Raw genomic sequence first — 22,329 nt, 5'->3', positions numbered from 1 at the left:
CCCCGAGACCGGAAGGCTCGCATCACCCGTGAGATTTAAGCCGCAGAAGCATCTGACGATGCCCGCGGACTTGCCCGCTCCGCTCATCCCCGCGCAGGCGGGGATCCCTGCGGCGGACCGGCTGCAGTCGCCGCCGCGTTTCGTCCTGCGGACTCGGCTTGGATCCCCGCTTTCGCGGGGATGAGCGGAGTGGAAGGATGCTCCGGCGCCAGTCATCGAGGACCCCGCCCATGCCCCTGCTGTCAGACCTCAAGGTCGTGGAATGGTCGACCTGGATCGCCGGGCCGGGGTGCGCGGCGGTGATGGCCGACTGGGGCGCGGACGTGATCAAGGTCGAGAGCGCGGCCGGCGACGCCACGCGGACCTTCTGGCCGGACACCGCCGAGTGCCCGGGCAACCCGATCTTCTCATGCGAGAACCGCGGCAAGAAGGGGGTGGTGCTGGACGTGGGCAAGGCCGAGGGCCGCGCCGCCCTGATCGCCATCCTGAGGGACGCCGACGTCTTCATCACCAATGTGCGGCCAGGCGCGCTGAAGCGGGCGCGGCTGGACTACGAGGCCCTGAAGGACGAGCTGCCGCGGCTGATCTACGCCAACGTCACCGGCTACGGGCTGACGGGCGAGGACGCCGACACCCCGGCCTTCGACCTCACCGGCTTCTGGAACCGCTCCGGCGTGGCCGCGGCGATCAATCCGCCGGACCGCGAGCCGATCGGTTCGCGCCCGGGCTTCGGCGACCACGTGACGGCGCTGGCGACGCTGTCCGGCGTGCTGGCCGCGGTGCATGAGCGCGCGCGCACGGGCCGGGGCCGGCAGGTGGAGACCGCGCTGATGCGGGTCGGCTGCTATGCGCTGGGCTGGGACCTGTCGATCCGGCTGCGCAACGGCGAGGCCATGACCGCCCAGCCGCGCGCCAGCCGGCCGGGCGCCATCGCCGGCTATTTCCGCACCAAGGACCAGCGCTGGATCTGCGTCTCGCAGCGCAGCCCCGCCGACTTCGGCCAGATGATGCGCGCCATCGGCCGCGCCGAGCTGATCGATCAGCCGCGCTGCGCCGCGCCGATCGTCGACATGGCGGTGGTGCACGAGATCCGCGGGATACTGGACGCGGTGTTCGAAGCGCTGACGCTCGAGGAGGCCTGCGCCCTGATGCGCACGACCGACATCATCTTCGCGCCCCTGGCCAGCCTGGACGATGTGGTGGGCGACCCGCAGGCGCACGCGGCGGGCTGTTTCGTCGAGACCCCGGACGGCTGGGGCGGCCACTTCCTGGCCCCGGCCGCGCCGGCGCGCTTTCCCGGAACGGCCACCGGACCGGCCGGCCCCGCGCCGAAGCTCGGCCAGCACACCCGCCAGGTGCTGATCGCGGCGGGCTATGCGCCGGCCGCGGTGGACGCCCTGATCGCCTCGGGCGTCGCCGCAGGTCTCTGAGGCCCTCTAGTCCGCTCATCCCGGCGAAAGCCGGGATCCATAGGGCGCGTGAAGATGGGTGCGGCGAAAATAACCGGCCCAGCTTGGGTCCCGGCTTTCGCAGGGATGAGCGGGGAAAACTCAGCGGGACTCGCGGCGGAAGTCCTGCAGCATCAACCCGCCCATCCAGCTCACCACCCCGGTGACGATGGCCGCCAGCACACCGGCGACCAGGCCGCGCACCTCGAAGCCCGGCACCACCATGGAGACCAGGCCGATCATCGCGGCGTTCACCACCAGCAGGAACAGGCCGAGCGTGACGATGGTCAGCGGCAGGGTGAGCACGGTGACGATCGGCCGGACGATGGCGTTGACCACCCCCAGCAATGCGGCGGCGATGATCAAGGTCTCCGTGCCCCGGACATGGATGCCGGGCACCAGCTTGGCGGCGGCCCACAGGCCGAGCGCGCCGAAGATCATGCGGATGACGAGCTTGGCCAGCATGAGCCTTCCCCTCCCGTTGCAAACTTGAGCGAATGCAAAGCTCAGCTACTAGACCCGCGGATTGCGGCGTAGGAAAGGGTTTCGCGTCCGACACCGACCCGGCGCATTTTGGCCCCAAGCCCTCGGTCAAGCTGGCGCCCAAGGACCGGGCGTAGAAGGAGACCTATCGCCAGATGCCGCGACGCCTTTCCGCGCCTGCCCTGTTGATCGCGCCCATCCTGGCGCTGGCCTTGGGCGCCTGCGCTTCGGACGAGCCCCAGCCGCGCCATGGGCGCGGGGGTCCCGGCGGCGGCGCCGAGGCGCGGGGCGGGCCGCCGCGCCAGCGCCTGTTCATCAGCCCCTCCGGCGAGCCGTTCCGCGGCGAGGGCGGCCTGGCGCGCTGGTTCGCCCAGGTGGACACCGACCACGACGGCTCGATCAGCCTGGAGGAGTTCCGCGCCGACGCGCGCCACTCCTTCGCGTTCCTGGACAAGAACCACGACGGGATTGTCGATGGCCTGGAGCAGCAGGCCTACGAGCACGAGGTCGTGCCGGAGATCGGGGTGCTGGCCTTCGAACAGCCCGAAGCGCCGCGCCAGCGCCGGCAACCCATCGGCGGGTCGCGCAGCGGCGGCAACGGCGGCGCGCCCGGCAGCGGCATTCCCAACGGCGGCATGGGCGGGTCACGGACCGATCCGGCCCAGCTGCTGGCCAACCAGGCCAACGCCACGCCGAAGGCCGCCGGCCGCGACGGGGCGGCGCGCTTCTCCCTGCTGAACGAGCCGGAGCCGATCGCCGCGGCCGACGCCGACCTGGACGGCAAGGTCAGCCTGGCGGAATGGATGGCCCGCACCGACAAGCGCTTCGCCAATCTCGACTGGCAGAAGACCGGCAAGCTGACCATGGACAGCCTGCTGCACCTGCAGCCCAAGGACCAGAAGGACGAGAAGCGCCGCGGCGGGGGGTCGCCGGCGAAGCCTTAGGGGCGTGAGTCGACGATTCTCGATCGTCATGGCCGGGCGTGTCTCGGCCATCCAAAGACACAGCCGTTCCTAGAAGAGGCTGCCGCGTCGACGCTGGCGTCCCGTCCAGCGCGATTGGTGCGTATGGATGGCCGGGAAAAGCCCGGCCATGACGGAAGGGCCAATAGTTTCAGCCACTTGACTAAGCGGACTCTACCCCGCCGCCACCGTCTCGACCTGCGGCACGGTCTCGCTGAGCCGGCCGCCGATGCGGATGGGTTCGATGCGGCGCGCGAGGCCCGTGGCCGGCTCGGTCTCCACATAGACGCCGCAGACCGTGGCCGGGCCCTCGGCGGGCTTGTAGCGGCCGCCGGAGATGCGGGTGGTGAAGCGGCGCAGCGGCTCTTCCTTCTGGTTGCCGATCACGCTGTCGTAGTCGCAGCAGGCGCCGGCGTCGGTCTGGTAGGCCGTGCCGCCCGGCAGGATCTGGGCGTCGGCGGTGGGCACATGGGTGTGGGTGCCCACCACCAGGCTGGCGCGGCCGTCGCAGAAGTGGCCCATGGCCATCTTCTCCGAGGTGGCCTCGGCGTGCATGTCGACCACGATGGCGTCGGCGACCGCGCCCAGCGGGCAGGCCTCAAGCTCCTTGTCGACCGCGGCGAAGGGGTCGTCGAGCGAGTCCATGTGGACGCGGCCGAGCAGGTTGATCACCAGGATCTGCTTGCCGCCCTGGGTCTCGAACAGCTGGGCGCCGCGGCCCGGCGCGTCGGAGAAGGCGGAATAGTTCAGTGGGCGGATCAGGCGCGGCTCCCGCACGATGTAGGTGAGCGCCTCCTTCTGGTCCCAGGCGTGGTTGCCGAGCGTCAGCGCGTCGGCGCCGGCGTCGAAAAGCTCCCGCGCGGTGTTTTCGGTGATCCCGAAGCCGGCGGCGGCGTTCTCGGCGTTGACGATCACGAATTCCAGGCCCAGGCGGCGGCGCAGGGCCGGCAACTGCTCGGCCAGGCCTTCGCGGCCGGATCGTCCGACCACGTCTCCAAAGAAGGCGAACCTCATGGGGCCTTCTTAGCGACTTCGATGAATTCCGTCTCTGTGACGATTGCGTCAACCCGCTGGTCGTGCGGGCCCATGGGCACGGCGTCCACCTCCTGGCCGGCGAAGGCCAGGCCCAGCACATAGACCGGCCGCTGGCGGCGCAGCACGGCCAGGGTGCGGTCGTAGTGGCCGCCGCCCTGCCCCAGCCGCCCGCCCTTGCGGTCGAAGGCCAGGAGCGGGGTGAGCAGCAGGTTGGGCGCCACCTCCGGCGCGGCGGGCGCCGGCGAAGGGATGCCGTAGGCGTCGGGGATCAGCGGCTGGTCGTCGCGCCAGAGCCGGAACTTCAGCGCCGACTTCTTGTCCACGGCCACCGGCAGGGCGGCCTGGATGCGGCCCTGGCCCAGCTCCAGGATGGCATGCAGGATCGGCCCGGGGTCGAGCTCGGTGCCCTGGACGCAATAGGCGCCGACGATGCTGAAGCGCGAAAAGCGCGACACCGGCAGCCGCAGCGCCGCGCGCCGCGAGGCGTCCGGCGCGTCGTCCAGCAACTGGCGGCGCAGCAGGCGCATCGCCTTGCGCAGCTTCGCCTTGTCGCCGGCGGCCTTGTCGCGAAGACCAAACATCCCGCGATCCTACAGGGTGCTGGTAAATCAGGGGGAAAGGGTGGCGGCGCCGCAAGAACCGTGAAGGACTGTTTCATCCCCTCGACCTGGTAGACCAGGTGGGCGCCGTGTACCCGGGACCACGATCCCGGACAGGGACAGCTCCCTTAGAGAGAATTAAGGTCGCTGGGATATGTCGCCTTCGACGAGGGCTGCAGCAGACCCGCCGGGACCCAAGGTAGTGCGTCCGGGGTCCAGTCTCAAGACACCGATGCGGCCCTGAGATGCACGTTAGTCAGGTACGCCATCGCGCCCACTACGGTCGCGAAAAGCACCGGGACCCAGATCACCAACAACACGAGGGCGAACGTGCCGCTCGCCATGGAGGCCGAGGAACCGTCCGGCAATAGTCCGAACAACCATGACATCAGGGCAAATGGCGACAAGACCACCAGGGCGCCGAGGTAGAAACGTCGTCCAAAGACGCGCCGACTGGCCAGCGTCCCCACTATCGAGGTGTCCTTCTTCCCTAGGGCCACTGCCGGCAGGACAAGCCCCATTGGGCTTATCAAAGTGAGGAAGGCCAAGCCGGCTAAGCTCGTGAGGCTCACCGAGGCCCAGTGCGGAAGTGATGGGGCGTGGGTGGTAAGCCAGGGACCCAGTCGGTCCGGAATACGCGACAAGCCTCCGAAGACGATCCAACGCCATGCGAAGGACCAAAGCGGACGCCAGGGAACACCGAAGGGCGGTGGGCTCCCTTGGGCGACAAAGCGGCTCCACTGGATCGCGGCCACCATGAGCGCGCCATACATGATCAGGATGACCGCGACGACGACCAGAAGCCCGACTTCGGCTTCGCCACGAGTTAGATTTTTGATCCAACCCGAGCCGAAAATGAGGCCGGGTGTGATGGCCGCCGTCGGTGCGGCCAGGAACAGCGCGAGCCAAGGACCAAGAACCACAACCGAGGTCCTAAGATTGCGAAACGGCAGGAGCAGGGCTTCGAGCCCCTCGTTAGCGGCAGAGGGCGTTGACCGAGGCGCCTCGGCGTTTTGCGCCCTAGCCTCATCCGCCGCCTTCAGTGAACGCGGCAGGGTCACGAGCGCGATACCGACGACCGAGAGCATCAGGCCCGGGATCATCGCCGACTGATCGGCATTCCAGCCAAGAGCAAGACTGACGATCAAACCCAATCCGGCAAGCGTCCAACCAACCACGGTGATTGCACGCGGGTTCCGGAGGATGAGCGCCTTGGGTCCAGGCAGTTGCCCGACCAGGACGGTCGCCAGCATGGCGACCACCACCGCGCTCGCCCCGAGCGCGTCCTTTCTCGGCAGGAACAGAAATATCCCGGCGATCCCGATTCCGAAGACGATCGCAACACGGACGTACTGATTGATCTTCACGTGGCTGCCCCCCGACTGCCGACGGCAGGCTGCGATAGCGTGAGGTTCAATTCAAGCGCGAACCCTACGCCTCCTCACCGGCCAGCTTTTCGATGCGCTTGGCGGCGCCTTCGAGGGCCTGGACGGCGCGGATCTCGGCGCGGCTGCGTTCGGCCTGCACGCGGGCGAGTTCGGCCTGGTTGGCGGCGAGGCGGGCGCGGGCGTCGCTGAGTTCGTCGGCCAGGAGCAGGGCGCCCATCAGGAACAGGCGGGTGTCGCCGAGCTGGCCCATGTCCTGGCCCACCTGGCGCACCTGGTGGTCGAACATCTTGGCCAGTTCCATGAGGTGGGCCTCCTGGCCATCCTCGCAGCCCACGGCGTAGGGGCGGCCGTTCACCTCGATGCTGATCTGGGCCATGTCAGTGCTCGCCTGCGCCATTCAGGGCGGAGCGGATCTCCGCGATCGCACGGCCCAGGGCCTGCGAGGCCTCGGCGCCGGCCGCCTCCAGCTCGCGCTCGCGGGCGCGGGCCTCGTCCAGTTCGGCCGCCAGCTTGGCGCGGTCCTGGTCGAACAGGCCGCCCACCGCATCGCCCGCCGACTTCAGCCGCTGGGCCAGCCGCTGCTCCAGAACGTGGACCGCCTGTTCCAGACGCTTCGCCGCCAGGTCCAGGGCGCTTTCGCCGCCACTCATCGCCGTCCTCCTGCGCGCGCCATCTTAGACCTGCGTCGGCGTGGTCCGGAAGCACCGATCCCTGGCCTGTTCATGAGGCGGGGCAGACGGCAGTTCAGGCGGCGCCCGCAGTCGGTTTCTTGACCCCTACGCCCGCGCGTGCGACCCCGCCGGGCATTCCTCAACAAGCGTGACTCACCGAAAGGTCCCGATGCCCGCGCCGTTTCCGCTGATGGCCAACACCATCCGCATGCTCGCCCTGGACGCCGTGGAGCAGGCCAACTCCGGCCATCCCGGCATGCCGATGGGCATGGCCGACGTGGCGACGGTGCTGTGGACCAGGTTCCTGAAGTACGACGCGGCCCACACAGACTGGCCCGACCGCGACCGCTTCGTGCTGTCGGCCGGCCACGGCTCGATGCTGCTCTATTCGCTGCTGCATCTGACCGGGGTGAAGGCGGTGACCATCGACAGCCTGCGCCACTTCCGCCAGCTCGGCTCCAACACCCCGGGCCATCCCGAGTACGGCCACACGCCGGGCGTGGAGACCACCACAGGCCCGCTGGGCCAGGGGCTGGCGATGGCGGTCGGCATGGCGCTGGGCGAGCGGCACATGGCGGCCCGGTTCAGCGCGGATCTGGTGGACCACCGCACCTGGGTGGTGGCCGGCGACGGCTGCCTGATGGAGGGCGTCAGCCACGAGGCGATCAGCCTGGCCGGGCGGCTGAAACTGTCGAAGCTGACCGTGCTCTGGGACAACAACGACATCACCATCGACGGCCACGTGGGCATCTCCGACGCCACCGACCAGCTGGGCCGCTTCAAGGCCGCCGGCTGGGCGGTGAAGGCGATCGACGGCCACGACGAGGGCCAGATCCGCCGCGCGCTCGCCTGGGCGACCAAGCAGGAGCGGCCGAGCCTGATCGCCTGCAGGACCGTGATCGGCAAGGGCGCGCCGACCATGGCCGGCACCCACGACGTGCACGGCAAGGCGCTGGGCGCCGCCGAGGTGGCCGCGACGCGCAAGGCGCTGAACTGGCCCTGGGAGCCCTTCGTGGTCCCGGACGAGGCGCTGAAGCCTTGGCGCGCGGCCGGCAAGCGCGGCGGCAAGACCCGCAAGGCCTGGCAGGCGCGCCTGGACGCCTCGCCGGCCAAGGCCGAGTTCGAGCGCGCTGTGAGCGGCGCCCTGCCCGCCCACGCCTACGCCGCCCTCGACGCCTTCATCGAGAAGGCCGCTGCGGACAAGCCGGCCGCCGCCACCCGCCAGCACTCCGGCGCGGTGCTGGAGCAGATCTTCGGGCAGATCCCCGACCTGGTGGGCGGCTCGGCCGACCTGACCGGGTCCAACAACACCTACGTCAAGAACACCCAGATCCTCGACGCCCCGGACTATGCCGGCCGCTATGTGAACTATGGCGTGCGCGAATTCGGCATGGGCGCGGCGATGAACGGCCTGGCGCTGCACGGCGGGGTGATCCCCTACGGCGGGACCTTCCTGGTGTTCACCGACTACAGCCGCCCGGCGATCCGGCTGGCGGCGCTGATGGGCATCCGGGTGATCCATGTGGGCACCCACGATTCCATCGGCCTGGGCGAGGACGGCCCGACCCACCAGCCGGTGGAGCACCTGGCGGCGCTGCGGGCCATGCCGAACCTCAACGTCTTCCGCCCGGCGGACGCCGTCGAAACGGCGGAGTGCTGGAAGCTGGCGCTGGGGTCGGAAAAGGCGCCCTCGGTGATGGCGCTGTCGCGGCAGAAGACGGCGGGCGTGCGCGGCGACCACGGCGAGAACCGCAGCGCCCGCGGCGCCTATCAGCTGGCCGCCGCCTCGCGGCCGGCGCAGGTCACGATCTTCGCCACCGGCACGGAAGTCCCCATCGCGCTGGCCGCCCAGGAGCAGCTGGAGGCCGAGGGCGTCGGGACGCGGGTGGTCAGCGTCCCCTGCTTCGAGCTGTTCGAGGCCCAGCCTGCCGACTACCAGGCCGCCCTGATCGGCGAGACGCAGGTCCGCGTGGCGGTGGAGGCCGGGGTGAAGCAGGGCTGGGAGCGGTTCATCGGCGAGGACGGCGCCTTCATCGGCATGACCGGCTTCGGGGCCAGCGCGCCGGACAAGGCGCTCTACGCCCACTTCGGCATCACCGCCGAGGCGGTGGTCGCGGCGGCGAAGTCCAAACTTTTATAGAGGTCGTCATGGCCGGGCTTGTCCCGGCCACCCATGATCATCGAGGCTGGAGATCGTGTCGCAACGTCGGCGCGTATGGGTCCCCGGCACAAGGCCGGGGATGACGATCAGAGAGGGATGCGATGCGCCTCGGAACTCCGCTCAGCCCGACCGCCGTCAAGGTGATGCTGCTGGGCTCGGGCGAGCTCGGCAAGGAGGTGGCGATCGAGCTGCAGCGGCTGGGCTGCGAGGTGATCGCCTGTGACCGCTATCCGGATGCGCCGGCCATGCAGGTGGCGCACCGGTCGCACGTGCTGGCCATGACGGACGCAACCGCCCTGCGCGCCATCGTGGAGGCCGAGCGCCCGCACCTGATCGTGCCGGAGATCGAGGCCATCGCCACCGACGAGCTGGTGAGGATCGAAGCCGAGGGGTTGGCGATCGTGATCCCGACGGCGCGCGCGGCCCAACTGACCATGAACCGCGAGGGCATCCGAAGGCTCGCGGCCGAGGAGCTGAAACTGCCCACCAGCGCCTATGCCTTCGCCTCGACCGAGGGCGAGCTGGCGGCGGGCGCCGAGGCCGTGGGCTTTCCCTGCTTCGTCAAGCCGGTGATGAGCTCGTCGGGCAAGGGCCAGTCCTACGTCGAGAGCGCCGAGGGGATCGCGGCGGCCTGGCGCTATGCGCTGGAGGGCGGGCGGGTGGAACAGCCGCGCGTCATCGTCGAGGGCCGCGTGGACTTCGACTTCGAGATCACCCAGCTCACCGTGCGCAGCGGGCCGGATGGGGCGGTCGAGACCAGCTTCTGCGAGCCGATCGGCCACCGGCAGGTGAAGGGCGACTATGTGGAGAGCTGGCAGCCGCAACCGATGAGCGCGCCGGCGCTGGAGACGGCCCGGGCGATCTCCAAGGCGGTGACCGACGCCCTGGGCGGGCGCGGCATCTTCGGCGTCGAGCTGTTCGTGAAGGGCGATGAGGTGTGGTTCTCCGAGGTCAGTCCCCGGCCGCACGACACCGGCCTGGTGACGCTGGCCACCCAGGCGCAGAGCGAGTTCGCCATCCATGCGCGGGCCATCCTGGGGCTGCCGGTGGACGTTTCCCTGCGCGAGCCGGGCGCCAGCGCGGTGATCTATGGCGGGCTGGAGGCCAGGGGCGTCGCCTTCGAGGGCGTGGCCGAGGCGCTGGCCGTTCCCGGCGCGGACCTGCGGCTGTTCGGCAAGCCGGAGAGCTATGAGCGCCGGCGCATGGGCGTGGCCCTGGCCCGGCGCGCCCACATCGACGAGGCACGGGCCCGGGCCCGCGAGGCGGCGGGCAAGGTGAGGCCGGTCGCGGGCTGACACCCTCCCCTATGGGGAGGGAAAAGGGTTGACTTGGGTGTCCCAGGCCGAAAAAACCCCCGCACTTCAAGACCGTCCGCAGGAGCATCGACACCATGACCGTCCGCGTCGCCATCAACGGTTTCGGCCGCATCGGCAGGCTGGTCCTGCGTTCGATCGTCGAGCACGGGCGCAAGGACATCGAGGTCGTGGCGATCAACGACCTGGGCCCGGTGGAGACCAACGCCCACCTGCTGCGCTACGACAGCGTGCACGGACGTTTCCCGGCCGAGGTCACCGTGGACGGCGACACCATCAAGATCGCCGGCTACCCGGCCATCAAGGTCACCGCCGAGCGGGACCCGGCCAAGCTGCCGCACAAGACGCTGAAGGTCGACATCGCGCTGGAGTGCACCGGCATCTTCACCGCCCGCGACAAGGCCGCCGCCCACCTGGAGGCCGGCGCCAAGCGGGTGGTCATCTCGGCACCGGGCGACAACGCCGACAAGACCATCGTCATGGGCGTCAACGACGACACGCTCACCGCCGACGACCTGGTGATCTCCAACGGCTCGTGCACCACCAACTGCCTGGCGCCGGTGGCCCACGTGCTGCAGGAGCTGTGCGGCATCGAGCGTGGATACATGACCACGATCCACTCCTACACCGGCGACCAGCCGACCCTGGACACCCTGCACAAGGACCTCTACCGCGCCCGCGCCGCGGCCATGTCGATGATCCCGACCTCCACCGGCGCGGCCAAGGCGCTGGGCCTGGTGATCCCGGCGCTGAAGGGCAAGCTGGACGGCTCGTCGATCCGGGTGCCGACCCCGAACGTCTCGGTGGTCGACCTGAAGTTCGTGCCCGGCGAGGCGGTGACGGTCGAAGCGATCAACGCGGCCATGGAAAAGGCCGCGGCGTCCGATCGTCTCAAAGGCGTCCTGTGCGTGACCAAGGAGCCGCTGGTCAGCCACGACTTCAACCACGTGGCCGCCTCGTCCACCGTGGCCCTGCCGCAGACCCAGATCGTCGACGGCGGCCTGGCCCGGGTGCTCTCGTGGTACGACAACGAGTGGGGCTTCTCGACCCGGATGGCCGACGTGGCCCTGGCCATGGCGAAGTTCCTCTGATCCCGATGCGCTTGTCTCCGCCTCCGCTCATCCCCGCGAAGGCGGGGATCCAAACGGAGTTGAGGCTGTCACAAGATTCAGCTTGGATTCCCGCCTGCGCGGGAATGAGCGGAGGGATGTGGTGAGTTTCAAAACCCTCGACGACGCCGGCGACCTCCACGGCAAACGGGCCCTGGTCCGCGTGGACCTCAACGTGCCCATGGAGGACGGCAAGGTCACCGACGACACCCGCCTGAAGGCCGCCAAGCCCACGGTGGACAAGCTGCGGGCCGGCGGCGCCAAGGTGATCCTGCTCGCCCACTTCGACCGGCCGAAGGGCAAGGTCGTGCCGTCCATGAGCCTGAAGCCCGTGGTCGGGCCGCTGAGCAAGGTGCTGGGCGTGCCGGTGGCCTTCGCCAGCGACTGCATCGGGCCGAAGGCGCGCGAGGCGGTCAATGCCATGCAGCCCGGCGACGTGCTCCTGCTGGAGAACGTCCGGTTCCACGAGGGCGAAGAGGCCAACGACCGCAAGTTCGCTGACGCGCTGGCGGCCAACGGCGACCTCTATGTCAACGACGCCTTTTCCGCCGCGCACCGGGCGCACGCCTCCACCGAGGCCCTGGCGAACCGCCTGCCGGCCTATGCGGGCGAGCAGATGCGGCTGGAGCTGACGGCGCTCAACCGCGCGCTGGGCGATCCAGAGCGGCCGGTGCTGGGCATCGTCGGCGGCTCGAAGGTCTCCACCAAGCTTGACCTGCTGCAGAACTTGGTGACCAAGCTGGACAAGCTGGCGATCGGCGGCGGCATGGCCAACACCTTCCTCTACGCCCAGGGCCACGACGTTGGCTCGTCCTATTGCGAGAAGGAGCTGGCCGACACCGCGCGCGAGATCATCCGCCTGGCCGGCCAGAACAACTGCAAGCTCTTCCTGCCGCTGGACATCGTGGTGGCCGAGAAGCTGGCGCCCGGCGCGCCGGCCCGGGTGCGCCCGGTGGGCTCCATCGACGAGGACGAACGCATCCTCGACGCCGGCCCGGAGACCGTGGAGCGCCTGTGCCGCGCCATGGGCAATTCCAGGACCCTGATCTGGAACGGTCCGCTGGGCGTCTTCGAGATGCCGCCCTTCGACAAGGGCACCATGGAGGCCGCCCGTTGCGCCGCCAGGCTCGCGAGAGACGGGAAGCTGGTGGCCGTGGCCGGCGGCGGTGATACGGTGGCGGCTCTCAACGCGGCCGGCGTCACCGACGACTTCACCTTCGTCTCCACGGCGGGGGGCGCGTTTCTTGAATGGATGGAAGGCAAGACGCTGCCCGGAGTGGCGGCCCTTCAAAACTAGCGCCAAAATGGCCCAATAAAGAGCGATAGGACCGATGGCCCGTATCACCCTGCGACAACTGCTCGATCACGCCGCCGAGCACGGCTATGGCGTGCCCGCCTTCAACATCAACAACATGGAACAGGCGCTGGCGATCATGGAGGCCGCCGAAGCGGTCGACGCGCCGGTGATCATGCAGGCCAGCCGCGGCGCCCGTTCCTACGCCAACGACATCGTGCTGAAGCACCTGATCGACGCGGTGGCGGAGATGTACCCGCAGATCCCGATCTGCATGCACCAGGACCACGGGAACAACGAGGCGACCTGCGCCACGGCGATCCAGTTCGGCTTCACCAGCGTGATGATGGACGGCTCGCTGAAGGCCGACGGCAAGACGCCGGCCGACTATGACTACAACGTCGGCGTGACCAAGGCGGTCGTCGACATGGCCCACTGGGTCGGCGCCTCGGTGGAGGGCGAGCTCGGCGTGCTGGGCAGCCTCGAGACCGGCATGGGCGAGAAGGAAGACGGCCACGGCTTCGAGGGCAAGCTGGACCACGACCAGCTGCTCACCGATCCGGACCAGGCCGTGGACTTCGTGAAGGCCACCCAGGTGGATGCGCTGGCCATCGCCATGGGCACCAGCCACGGCGCCTACAAGTTCACCCGCAAGCCGGACGGCGCGGTGCTGGCGATGAACGTGATCGAGGAGATCCACGCGCGCCTGCCCAACACCCACCTGGTGATGCACGGCTCCTCGTCGGTGCCGCAGGACCTGCAGGACGTGATCAACAAATACGGCGGCGAGATGCCCCAGACCTGGGGCGTGCCGGTGGAAGAGATCCAGCGCGGCATCAAGCACGGCGTGCGCAAGATCAACATCGACACCGACAATCGCATGGCCATGACCGGCGCCATCCGCCAGGTGTTCGCCGAGAACCCCGGCGAGTTCGACCCGCGCAAGTACCTGAAGCCCGCCATGGAGGCCATGCGCGCGGTCTGCAAGCAGCGCTTCGAGGAGTTCGGCACGGCCGGCCAGGCGGGCAAGATCACCCCGCTGCCGATGACCGCCATGGCCAAGCGCTACGCCTCGGGCGAGCTGGCCCCGAAGATCGGGCTCACCAAGGTCGCGGCCGAGTAGGCGCGGGCGTGGCCCCCTCCGACCCGGCGCGGGCGGCGGAACAATCCTGGAGCGCCAGGCTTTGGGAAGGGATGCGCAAACACGCCCTGCTGTTCGCGGTCGCGTTCCTGATCCTGGCCGGGTTCTCGCTGTTCACCGGCTGGGCGGCGTTCGCCGTCGGGCGCATGGGCGGCGGCTGGAAGAGCCTGGCGCCCATCTGGCCGTTCGTGCTGGGTGGCGTGGTCGCCACCGGCGGCCTGGCCGGCGTCCTGATGTGGCTGGCCTTCTACTCGGCCAACCACGGCTATGACGACCGCGTCGAGACCGACAGCAGCTTCGAACCGCGCGAGGGGCCGTAGAAACCCGGGATCAGACCGTCACGCCTTGATCGGGTTTCCGCGCATCTCCTTCACGAAGAACAGGCCGACCACGAAGGTCACCGCGGCGACCACCACCGGGTACCAGAGGCCGAAGTAGATGTTGCCGCTGGCCGCCACCATGGCGAAGGCGGTGGTGGGCAGGAAGCCGCCGAACCAGCCATTGCCCACATGGTAGGGCAGCGACATGGAGGTGTAGCGGATCCGCGTCGGGAACATCTCCACCAGGGCCGCGGCGATCGGGCCGTAGACCATGGTCACATAGACCACCAGCAGCCAGAGCCAGAAGACCGTCAGCGGAACGTTGATCCTCGCCGGATCGGCCTTGGCCGGATAGCCGGCGGCCTTCAGGTCGCCCCCCAGCGCCTTGGTCCAGGCGGCCTTCTGGGTCTTGAGGTCGGCGGCCGCCAGGCCCTCGCCCTTGAAGCTGGGCAGGGCGACCGCGCCGATCTTGACCACCGCCACCGAACCGGCCGGGGCCTTCTCGTTCGCATAGCTGACGCCGGCGTTGGCGAGGGTCGACTTGGCGATGTCGCACGACGAGGCGAAGGTCTTCTTGCCCACCGGGTCGAACTGGAAGGCGCAGTCGGCCGGGTCGGCGACGACGGTGACCGGGGCCGAGGCGCTGGCCGCCGCCAGCGCCGGATTGGCCGAGACGGTGATCGCCTTGAAGATCGGGAAATAGGTCAGCACCGCCAGCAGGCAGCCCGCCAGGATCACCGGCTTGCGGCCGATCCTGTCCGACAGCCAGCCGAACAGCAGGAAGAACGGCGTCGACAGGATCAGCGCGCCGGCCACCAGCTCGTTGGTCAGCACGCCGTCCACCTTGAGCACCTTTTCCAGGAAGAACAGGCTGTAGAACTGGCCGGTGTACCAGACCACCGCCTGGCCGGCGGTGAGCCCCACCAGGGCCAGGATCACCAGCCTGAGGTTCGGCCACTTGCCGAAGCTGTCGGCCAGGGGGGCCTTGGAGCCCTTGCCCTCGGCGACCATCTGCTGGAACACCGGGCTCTCGTTGAGCCGCAGGCGGATCCACAGCGAGACCATCAGCAGGAGCGCCGAAACCAGAAACGGCACGCGCCAGGCCCAGGCCTTGAAGGCGTCCTCGCCCACCTGCTTGCGGACCGCGATGATCACCAGCAGCGACAGCATCAGGCCGAAGGTGGCGGTGATCTGGATCCAGCTGGTGTAGAGGCCGCGCTTGCCGTCGGGCGCGTGCTCGGCGACGTAGGTGGCCGCCCCGCCGTATTCGCCGCCCAGCGCCAGGCCCTGGATCAGGCGCAGCACGATCAGGCCGATCGGCGCGGCCACGCCCCAGGCGGCGTAGCTGGGCAGCAGGCCCACCGCGAAGGTGGATAGCCCCATCAGGATCATGGTCACCAGGAAGGTGTTCTTGCGTCCCCACAGGTCGCCCAGCCGGCCGAAGACGATCGCCCCGAACGGGCGGACCGCGAAGCCGGCGGCGAAGGCCAGCAGGGCAAAGATGTAGCCGGTGGTGGCGTTGACGCCGGAGAAGAAATGCTCGGTCAGGAAGCTCGCCAGCGAGCCGTAGAGATAGAAGTCGTACCACTCGAAGACCGTGCCCGCCGAGGCGCCGGCGATGATCACGCCCGTCGACGCACGCGAAGGCGCCGCCGCGCCCGCAGCTGCCGCAACCATTGTTTCGCTCCCACCCTTGTTCGTTGAACGCGAGCCTAGGGTGAAGGCGGGGTCGCGGCTAGTGGGGGCGGGCCTCAGCGTCTAGTGAAAGGTGCGCGCCTCGGGCGTCTTCGGCGCGAGCTGTTCGCTGAGCGCGTTGGCGACGCCGATCCAGCCCATGTAGGGGGTGACCAGGGCTGCGGTGGTCGGGTCCACCTGCCGCGCGCGCCAGACATAGGCGGCGGCCGTGCCGACCGAGGCGATGGCCGCGGCCATCTGGCCGCCCAGGCGCTTCGGCCCCAGCGCCATCCAGACCGCGTTCAGCCCCTGGGCCATGCCCCAGAGGGTCAGCGCCTGGGTGCGCGCCGCGCTGGCCGGCGCGTTCCAGACCCGAAGGCCCGAGAGCGTCAGCGCCATGAAGATCGGCGGCCAGAGGTTGGAGAGCAGCTTCGGCGCGGGCCTGGCCTGCGGCCGCTCCCACTCCGCGGGCTCATAGTCGGAATAGGCTTCGTAGGCGTCTTCGTCGGCCCGGCTGCTGACCTTGGCCAGCAGGGCGGCCGCGGCCACGGCGCCCACCGTGATCCCCAGGCCCACCAGGATGTGCTGGGCGGAGCGGTCACGGCTGTTGGCGAGGCTGTCGACAGCCCCGCGGACCGGATTGGACGGCATGGATCGGCCTCCCGCGCTACGCCCCAAAAGACGAAATCCACAGCGCGCGCCGCGGTTCCGGCTCAGCTGTCGCCGAGTTCGCCCCCGAGCTCGCCCATGGCGGACTGCAGGTAGTTCTGTTCGCCCAGGCTGCGCAGCAGGGCAAGCTGGGTTTCGAGGAAATCGATGTGTTCCTCGGTGTCGCTGAGGATGTCGGTCAGGATCTCGCGGCTGACGTAGTCCTGCGCCAGCTCGCACTGCTTGACCCCGTCCACCAGGGTGGTGCGGCCGCCGGTCTCGACGTCGAGATCGGCCTGCAGCCCCTCGCCGACGCCCTCGCCGATCTTCAGCTTGTGCAGGTCCTGCAGGTTCGGCAGGCCCTCGAGGAACAGGATGCGCTTGATGAGCTTGTCGGCGTGTTTCATCTCGCCGATCGACTCGTCGTAGGTGACCTTGCCCAGGCGGTGGTAGCCCCAGTTCTGGTACATCCGCGCGTGCAGGAAGTACTGGTTGACCGCGGTGAGCTCGTTGGTGAGCACCTGGTTCAAAAGGCGGATGATCGCCTTGTCGCCCTGCATAGCCGTCCTCCAGGGGTCACAGTCGGGCGACCGTCGCGACGCCGCGCCGTGAAGTCAAAGCCTATGTTTGCGGATGATGGCCGCCGGGCGCCTATTCGGCGGCGAAGCGCAGAGCCTCGCGGTCCTCGTCCAGCATCTTGCGCATATCGCAGACGCAGCGGGCGCACTGGGCGGCCGAATCGCAGGCCTTGAAGATCTGCGCCGGGCGGCTGGCGCCGGCGGCGATGGCGGCGCGAACGTCGCGCTCCCGAAGACCGTTGCAGTTGCAGACGTACATGGCGCGCGCGGCGGCTCCCGACTTGTGCGTGTCAGATAGCAAATTGCGAACGATTTTGCAAGTCATTCGCATCTGCGGCCTCTGTTAGCCCGGCTCACGAACCCCGCGATGGACAGTGGCGTGACAGACGGCCCGCAGAGGCGTTCTAGTCACAAAGGCCGTGCGGGGTCTGCGCGGCGAGGGACCGGCCATGCATTTCGATGCGCTGCTGCTGTCACGCCTGCAGTTCGCCTTCACCATCGCCTTCCACATCATCTTCCCCAGCTTCTCGATCGGGCTGGCGAGTTTCCTGGCGGTGCTGGAGGGCCTGTGGCTGGCGACCCGGCGCGAGGCCTTCAAGACCCTCTACCTGTTCTGGACCAAGGTGTTCGCCATCTCCTTCGGCATGGGCGTGGTGACCGGCGTGGTGATCTCCTACGAGATCGGCACCAACTGGAGCGTCTACGCCGCCAAGGCCTCGCCGGTGATCGGGCCGCTGCTGGCCTTCGAGGTGCTGACCGCCTTCTTCCTGGAATCCAGCTTCCTGGGCGTGATGCTGTTCGGCTGGAAGAAGGTGGGCCCCAGGCTGCATTTCGCGGCCACGAGCCTGGTGGCGGCGGGCACGCTCACCTCGGCCTTCTGGATCATCTCGGCCAACAGCTGGATGCAGGACCCGAGCGGCTATGTGCGCCTGGCCGACGGCTCGCTGCGGGCCGCCGACTGGGGCGCGGTGATCTTCTCGCCGACCTTCCCGCTTCGCCTCGCGCACATGGTGCTGGCGGCCTATCTGACCACCGCGCTGGCGGTCGGCGCGGCCTCGGCGTTCCGGTTGCTGAAAGCGCCCGGCGAGGCCGAGAGCGAGCTGGCGCTGAAGATGGCCATCGGCATGTTCGCTATCGTCGCCCCGCTGCAGCTCGTGGTCGGCGACGCCTCGGGCAAGCAGGTGCTGCGCGTCCAGCCGGCCAAGCTCGGCGCCATCGAGGCCTTCTGGGACACCAAGCCCGGCCAGGCCTTCCATATCGTCGCCTGGCCGGATCGCAGCGTCGCGGCCAACCGCTGGGAGATCTCCGTTCCCAAGCTCGGCAGCCTGATCACCGCCGGCTCCGTCGACGCCAAGGTGACGGGGCTGAAGGCCTTCGCGCCACAGGACCGCCCGCCGGTGGCCGTGGTGTTCTGGGCGTTCCGGGTGATGGTCGGCCTGGGCGTGGCGATGATCGGCCTGGGCGCCTGGGGCGCGGTGCTGGCCTGGCGCGGGGCGCTGGCGCGGAACCGGTGGTTCCTGCGCGGCGCGGTGGCCATGGGCCCGGCCGGCTTCGTGGCGGTGATCGCCGGCTGGACCGTGGCCGAGGTCGGCCGCCAGCCCTATGTGGTCTACGGCCTGTTGCGCACCGCCGAGGCCGTCTCGCCGGTGACCCAGGGCGAGGTCTCGGCCTCGCTGCTGGCCTTCATGGTGGTCTACGCGACCATCTTCACGGCCGGCGTGCTCTACATCTTCCGGCTGATGGCCGAGGGGCCGGCGGCGGGCGCCGCCCAGCCGCCGCCGATCGCCGTGCGGCCACCCGGCTATGCGCTGGCCGCCGCTCCGGAGGAAGACCGATGAGCCTCGACCTGCCGCTGATCTGGGCCGCGATCCTGGCTCTGGCAGTGCTGATGTACGTGATGCTGGACGGCTTCGACCTGGGCGTCGGCATCCTGTTCCCGTTCGCCGGCTCGCCGGCCGAGCGCGACACCATGATGGATACCGTCGCCCCGATCTGGGACGGCAACGAGACCTGGCTGGTGCTGGGCGGCGGCGGGCTGTTCGCGGCCTTCCCGGTCGCCTACGCAGTGGTCATGCCGGCGCTCTACGTCCCGGTGGTGCTGATGCTGCTGGCGCTGATCCTGCGCGGCGTGGCCTTCGAGTTCCGGCTGCGCGGGCGGCGGCGGGGCAAACGGGCGTGGACCGCAGCCTTCGCCGGCGGCTCAACTGCCGCCACCCTGGCGCAGGGCCTGGTGCTGGGCGGCTTCATCCAGGGCGTAACGGTGAAGGGCGGCCAGTTCGCCGGCGGCGTGTTCGACTGGCTGACGCCCTACAGCCTGCTGGTCGCCGTGGGCCTGGTCTGCGGCTACGCCCTGCTGGGCGCGACCTGGCTGATCTGGCGCACGCAGGACGAGTTGCACGGCCGCGCGCGGCGCTGGGCCTGGAAGGCGCTCTTCGCCACCGGCCTGCTGCTGGCGGCGGTCAGCCTCGCCACCCTCTTCGTCCACGGGCAGGTGGCGGCGCGCTGGGGCTGGACTGGCCACGGCTTCGACCTCGCCCGGCTGGCGCGCCTGGCGCCGATCCCGCTGGTGGGCGTGCTGGGCGTGGCGATCGTGGCGACCGGCCTGAGGCGCGGCGCGCACGCCTGGCCGTTCCTGGGGACGCTTGTGGTGTTCTTCTCCGGCTATCTCGGCCTGGCGGCGGGCTTCTTCCCGGACATCGTCCCCTATGGCCTGACCTTCCGCCAGGCGGCCAACGCCGACAATGCGCTGGGGCTGCTGCTGGCGGGCGGCGCGATCCTGCTGCCGGCGATCATCGGCTACAGCCTGTGGGTCTACTGGATCTTCCGCGGCAAGGTGAGCGGCGATGCGGGCTATCATTGAAGGCCCGCCGGAGCCGGGTGCGCCGCGCGGACCGCTGTGGAAGCGGCTGGCCTGGTTCTTCGGGATCGCGCTGGGGGCCATGACCATCACGGCCACGGTCGCTTACGGTCTCCGAGCCCTCCTCCGATAATCCGGGCGTCCCGGCGGAGGGGGGGATCCATGCGAGGCCCGGGACAAAGATCCGCCTCGGCTTGGGTCCCGGCTTTCGCCGGGACGGCCGGTGTGTATGAAGGGCCCATGGCCGAGCCGCCCTGCCGCCTCTACCTGATCACCCCGCCGCGCCTGGACGACCTGGCGGGGTTCGGGCGTGTGCTGGCGGGCGCGCTGGACGCCGGCGACGTGGCGGCGCTGCAGATCCGACTGAAGGACCAGCCCGACGCGGTGGTTGCCGCCGCGGTCGACGTGCTCATGCCCATCGCCCAGGCGCGCGGCGCGGCCGTGATCCTCAACGACCGGCCCGACCTGGCCGCGCGGCTGGGCTGCGACGGCGTCCATGTGGGCCAGGACGATGCGCCGCTCAGCGAAGCGCGGCGGATCATGGGCAAAGAGGCGATGATCGGCGTCACCTGTCACGACAGCCTGCACCTGGCCATGGAGGCGGCCGAGGGCGGCGCGGACTATGTCGCCTTCGGCGCCTTCTTCCCGACGACCACCAAGGACGCTTCCACCCGCGCCGACCCGGAGCTGCTGAGCGGCTGGCAGGCGGACATGGTCGTCCCCTGCGTGGCCATCGGCGGGATCACGGTCGCGACGGCCCGGGAGCTGGCCCGCGCCGGCGCCGACTTCCTGGCGGTCTCGGCGGGCGTCTGGAGCCACGCCGACGGCCCGGCCGCGGCGGTCGCGGCCTTCAACGCCGAGATGGCGCTTGGCGTGGGCGAGCGTGGGGACTAGGTTCCGCGCCCGCTGAAGACGCCCCACCGAGATCTTTCACACCGTGAGCACCCAATCCGCCCTCCTGAAGGTCATGAGCGACGCCGCGCGCAAGGCGGCGCGTGGCCTGAACCGCGACTTCGGCGAGCTGGCCGAACTGCAGGTGGCCAAGAAGGCGCCGGCCGACTTCGTCTCCGCCGCCGACCTGAAGGCCGAGCAGACCCTGTTCGAGGCGCTGGCCAAGGCGCGGCCCGGCTACAGCTTCCTGGGCGAAGAGCGCGGGATGATCGAGGGCACCGACAAGACCCACACCTGGATCGTCGACCCACTGGACGGCACCACCAACTTCCTGCACGCCATCCCGCACTTCGCGATCAACATCGCGCTCGAGCGCGAGGGGACGGTGGTGGCCGCCCTGACCCACAACCCGGTCACCAACGAGACCTTCTGGGCCGAGAAGGGCAAGGGCGCCTTCGTCAACGACAAGCGCCTACGGGTCGCCGCCCGCACCCGGCTGGACGAGGCGGTGCTGGCCACCGGCATCCCGTTCATGGGTCACGGCCAGCACGCGACCTTCCTGAAGGAGCTGCACCAGATCACCCAGCGGGTGGCGGGCGTGCGCCGCTTCGGCGCCGCGGCCCTGGACCTGGCCTGGGTGGCGGCCGGCCGCTTCGACGGCTTCTGGGAGCGCGACCTGAACGCCTGGGACGTGGCCGCGGGCGTGCTGCTGGTCGCCGAGGCCGGCGGCCGGGTCACCGACGCCGAGGGCGGCGAGGAGGTGCTGACCAAGGGTTCGATCTGCGCCGGCAACCTGGACATCCACCCGCTGCTGCTGGAGCGGCTGAAGGCGGCGGCGAAGTAGCCCTTCCGCGCCGGTCCGGCTAGGTCCGGTCGAACACCATCACATTCGGCTTGGCGCGGCCGGGGATGCGCACCGTCATCGTCAAGGTCTTGCGGTCGGCCGAGAGCCCGACCTCCTGGACGACCGACACCTTGCCGGCGGCCTTGTCGGTGATCACCAGGTTGCGCGCGCCCACCCACCGGGCCGCGGTGGTGGCGCCCTGGGCCCCGCCCGGCCCCGCCTTGGGGTGATCCTTGCCGTCGAATTCCAGATTCCTCGTCACGTGCTGGGAGGGCGTCGTGAAGGTGAGGCCGTCGCCCTTGAACGCCGTCACCTGCATCGAATAGGGCGAGTTCATCGTCTCCTTGATGCTCTGCCAGTCCCCGACGATGCCCGATCCCGCGCCCACGCGCCGGTAGACATAGTCCATGCTGAGCCCCGGACCTTCCGCGTCCATTTGGCGGAAGTAGTCGGTGAGCGTGCGGCCGTCTTTCGAGAGTTTCCAGGTCGCCTTGAGCTGCAGCCGGCCGCCGTCCTCGCGCTGGACGATCCAGGTGTCGGGCGCCTCGGCCTTCACCGACAACAGGGTCGTGCCGTAGCCCGGCTGGAAGGTCCCATCCGCCGAGACCGTCTCGACGGCCCCGCCGAAGTCGAAGGCGTATTTGTCGCCCGCGCGCCGCACCTTCATCTCGTCGGGCAGCCGGGTCTTCGAAGGATTGAGCTTCCACGCGCCGATGAACGGGCTTTCCGCCGCCCACGCCACGCCCGTCGTCAGGCAGGCCGCCAGGCAAGCCGCCGGCAGGATCCTCACAATCGGCTTGGCCACACAGACCTCCCTCGCCCGTCCCGAACGCAGAGAACCATGTTGCGCGGGACCACCGCAGCGGACCCGCGCCCCGCTGCCAGCGGTCGAGTCCGCTCGACAATCGGCAGA

At 69.7% G+C, this 22,329-nt stretch carries 23 protein-coding genes and 1 other RNA gene; 12 read left to right on the top strand and 12 right to left on the bottom strand.

Annotated features, from left to right (window positions below; genetic code table 11):
- Window positions 1-230: 230 nt before the first annotated feature.
- Entirely contained in the window at window positions 231-1,430 is a 1,200-nt protein-coding gene (locus VGL85_RS00865; protein ID WP_331585017.1) for a CoA transferase, read from the top strand.
- 120 nt (window positions 1,431-1,550) lie between these two features.
- Here VGL85_RS00865 and VGL85_RS00860 read toward each other — a convergent pair whose 3' ends face one another.
- Window positions 1,551-1,910 (bottom strand): phage holin family protein, encoded by a 360-nt coding sequence (locus tag VGL85_RS00860; protein WP_331585024.1) that lies wholly within the window; start codon window positions 1,908-1,910, stop codon window positions 1,551-1,553.
- Between the two features lie 176 nt (window positions 1,911-2,086).
- Between VGL85_RS00860 and VGL85_RS00855 the strand changes: the two genes are divergently transcribed.
- Entirely contained in the window at window positions 2,087-2,875 is a 789-nt protein-coding gene (locus tag VGL85_RS00855; protein WP_331585015.1) for a hypothetical protein, read from the top strand.
- 192 nt (window positions 2,876-3,067) lie between these two features.
- Here the strand turns inward: VGL85_RS00855 and VGL85_RS00850 are convergent, their stop codons facing one another.
- From VGL85_RS00850 to VGL85_RS00825, 6 genes are all read right to left on the bottom strand, one after another.
- Entirely contained in the window at window positions 3,068-3,907 is an 840-nt protein-coding gene (locus tag VGL85_RS00850; RefSeq protein ID WP_331585013.1) for a TIGR00282 family metallophosphoesterase, read from the bottom strand.
- Complete coding sequence (locus tag VGL85_RS00845; RefSeq protein ID WP_331585011.1) at window positions 3,904-4,509, bottom strand: 5-formyltetrahydrofolate cyclo-ligase; 606 nt, start codon at window positions 4,507-4,509, stop codon at window positions 3,904-3,906. Before VGL85_RS00845 ends, VGL85_RS00850 begins: the two co-directional genes overlap by 4 nt.
- A 42-nt stretch (window positions 4,510-4,551) precedes the next feature.
- Window positions 4,552-4,712, bottom strand: a non-coding RNA gene (ssrS, locus tag VGL85_RS00840) — 6S RNA.
- Window positions 4,713-4,748: 36 nt separating this feature from the next.
- The gene (locus VGL85_RS00835) at window positions 4,749-5,894 is read right to left on the bottom strand and encodes a hypothetical protein (protein WP_331585009.1); all 1,146 of its coding nucleotides are present in this window, start codon (window positions 5,892-5,894) and stop codon (window positions 4,749-4,751) included.
- Window positions 5,895-5,958: 64 nt separating this feature from the next.
- Window positions 5,959-6,291: a cell division protein ZapA gene (locus VGL85_RS00830; protein ID WP_331585007.1), complete on the bottom strand. Its 333-nt coding sequence runs from the start codon at window positions 6,289-6,291 to the stop codon at window positions 5,959-5,961.
- A 1-nt stretch (window position 6,292) separates the two neighbouring features.
- Window positions 6,293-6,565, bottom strand: coding sequence for a DUF4164 family protein (locus VGL85_RS00825; RefSeq protein WP_331585004.1), 273 nt, complete (start codon window positions 6,563-6,565; stop codon window positions 6,293-6,295).
- Window positions 6,566-6,755: 190 nt separating this feature from the next.
- On the opposite strand from VGL85_RS00825, the gene tkt reads away from it, so the two are divergent.
- The 6 genes from tkt to VGL85_RS00795 all read left to right on the top strand — a co-directional run bounded on the left by tkt (window position 6,756) and on the right by VGL85_RS00795 (window position 13,924).
- Entirely contained in the window at window positions 6,756-8,726 is a 1,971-nt protein-coding gene (gene tkt / locus VGL85_RS00820) for a transketolase (RefSeq protein WP_331585002.1), read from the top strand.
- A gap of 122 nt (window positions 8,727-8,848) precedes the next feature.
- Window positions 8,849-10,042 (top strand): formate-dependent phosphoribosylglycinamide formyltransferase, encoded by a 1,194-nt coding sequence (gene purT / locus VGL85_RS00815; protein WP_331585000.1) that lies wholly within the window; start codon window positions 8,849-8,851, stop codon window positions 10,040-10,042.
- A 95-nt stretch (window positions 10,043-10,137) separates the two neighbouring features.
- Window positions 10,138-11,151 (top strand): type I glyceraldehyde-3-phosphate dehydrogenase, encoded by a 1,014-nt coding sequence (gene gap, locus VGL85_RS00810; protein ID WP_331584998.1) that lies wholly within the window; start codon window positions 10,138-10,140, stop codon window positions 11,149-11,151.
- Between the two features lie 121 nt (window positions 11,152-11,272).
- Window positions 11,273-12,466 carry a phosphoglycerate kinase gene (locus VGL85_RS00805; RefSeq protein WP_331584996.1) on the top strand — a complete coding sequence of 398 codons (1,194 nt, stop codon included), beginning with the start codon at window positions 11,273-11,275 and terminating at the stop codon, window positions 12,464-12,466.
- Between the two features lie 34 nt (window positions 12,467-12,500).
- Window positions 12,501-13,586: a class II fructose-bisphosphate aldolase gene (fba, locus tag VGL85_RS00800; protein WP_331584994.1), complete on the top strand. Its 1,086-nt coding sequence runs from the start codon at window positions 12,501-12,503 to the stop codon at window positions 13,584-13,586.
- A gap of 71 nt (window positions 13,587-13,657) precedes the next feature.
- Complete coding sequence (locus tag VGL85_RS00795; protein WP_331584992.1) at window positions 13,658-13,924, top strand: hypothetical protein; 267 nt, start codon at window positions 13,658-13,660, stop codon at window positions 13,922-13,924.
- An 18-nt stretch (window positions 13,925-13,942) separates the two neighbouring features.
- On the opposite strand, the gene VGL85_RS00790 is transcribed toward VGL85_RS00795, so the two are convergent.
- The 4 genes from VGL85_RS00790 to VGL85_RS00775 form a co-directional block, all read right to left on the bottom strand.
- Entirely contained in the window at window positions 13,943-15,601 is a 1,659-nt protein-coding gene (locus tag VGL85_RS00790; protein ID WP_331584990.1) for an MFS transporter, read from the bottom strand.
- 81 nt (window positions 15,602-15,682) lie between these two features.
- Complete coding sequence (locus VGL85_RS00785) at window positions 15,683-16,249, bottom strand: TspO/MBR family protein (protein WP_331584988.1); 567 nt, start codon at window positions 16,247-16,249, stop codon at window positions 15,683-15,685.
- 62 nt (window positions 16,250-16,311) lie between these two features.
- Window positions 16,312-16,806, bottom strand: coding sequence for a bacterioferritin (bfr, locus tag VGL85_RS00780; RefSeq protein ID WP_331584986.1), 495 nt, complete (start codon window positions 16,804-16,806; stop codon window positions 16,312-16,314).
- Between the two features lie 91 nt (window positions 16,807-16,897).
- Window positions 16,898-17,083 carry a (2Fe-2S)-binding protein gene (locus VGL85_RS00775; protein ID WP_331585021.1) on the bottom strand — a complete coding sequence of 62 codons (186 nt, stop codon included), beginning with the start codon at window positions 17,081-17,083 and terminating at the stop codon, window positions 16,898-16,900.
- A gap of 190 nt (window positions 17,084-17,273) precedes the next feature.
- On the opposite strand from VGL85_RS00775, the gene VGL85_RS00770 reads away from it, so the two are divergent.
- From VGL85_RS00770 to VGL85_RS00755, 4 genes are all read left to right on the top strand, one after another.
- Window positions 17,274-18,662, top strand: coding sequence for a cytochrome ubiquinol oxidase subunit I (locus VGL85_RS00770; protein ID WP_331584984.1), 1,389 nt, complete (start codon window positions 17,274-17,276; stop codon window positions 18,660-18,662).
- Window positions 18,659-19,684 carry a cytochrome d ubiquinol oxidase subunit II gene (gene cydB / locus VGL85_RS00765; protein WP_331584982.1) on the top strand — a complete coding sequence of 342 codons (1,026 nt, stop codon included), beginning with the start codon at window positions 18,659-18,661 and terminating at the stop codon, window positions 19,682-19,684. The genes VGL85_RS00770 and cydB overlap by 4 nt, the downstream gene beginning before the upstream one ends.
- Window positions 19,685-19,921: 237 nt before the next feature.
- Window positions 19,922-20,575: a thiamine phosphate synthase gene (thiE, locus tag VGL85_RS00760; RefSeq protein WP_331584980.1), complete on the top strand. Its 654-nt coding sequence runs from the start codon at window positions 19,922-19,924 to the stop codon at window positions 20,573-20,575.
- A gap of 43 nt (window positions 20,576-20,618) precedes the next feature.
- A complete protein-coding gene (locus tag VGL85_RS00755) occupies window positions 20,619-21,416 on the top strand; it encodes an inositol monophosphatase family protein (RefSeq protein WP_331584978.1) in 798 nt (265 codons plus the stop codon).
- Between the two features lie 19 nt (window positions 21,417-21,435).
- Here the strand turns inward: VGL85_RS00755 and VGL85_RS00750 are convergent, their stop codons facing one another.
- Window positions 21,436-22,221 (bottom strand): hypothetical protein, encoded by a 786-nt coding sequence (locus tag VGL85_RS00750; RefSeq protein ID WP_331584976.1) that lies wholly within the window; start codon window positions 22,219-22,221, stop codon window positions 21,436-21,438.
- Window positions 22,222-22,329: the final 108 nt, after the last annotated feature.

Source organism: Phenylobacterium sp., from assembly GCF_036501465.1.
In the GTDB taxonomy this organism is placed as follows: Bacteria; Pseudomonadota; Alphaproteobacteria; order Caulobacterales; family Caulobacteraceae; genus Phenylobacterium.
This window is presented reverse-complemented; position numbering and strand designations above follow the sequence as displayed.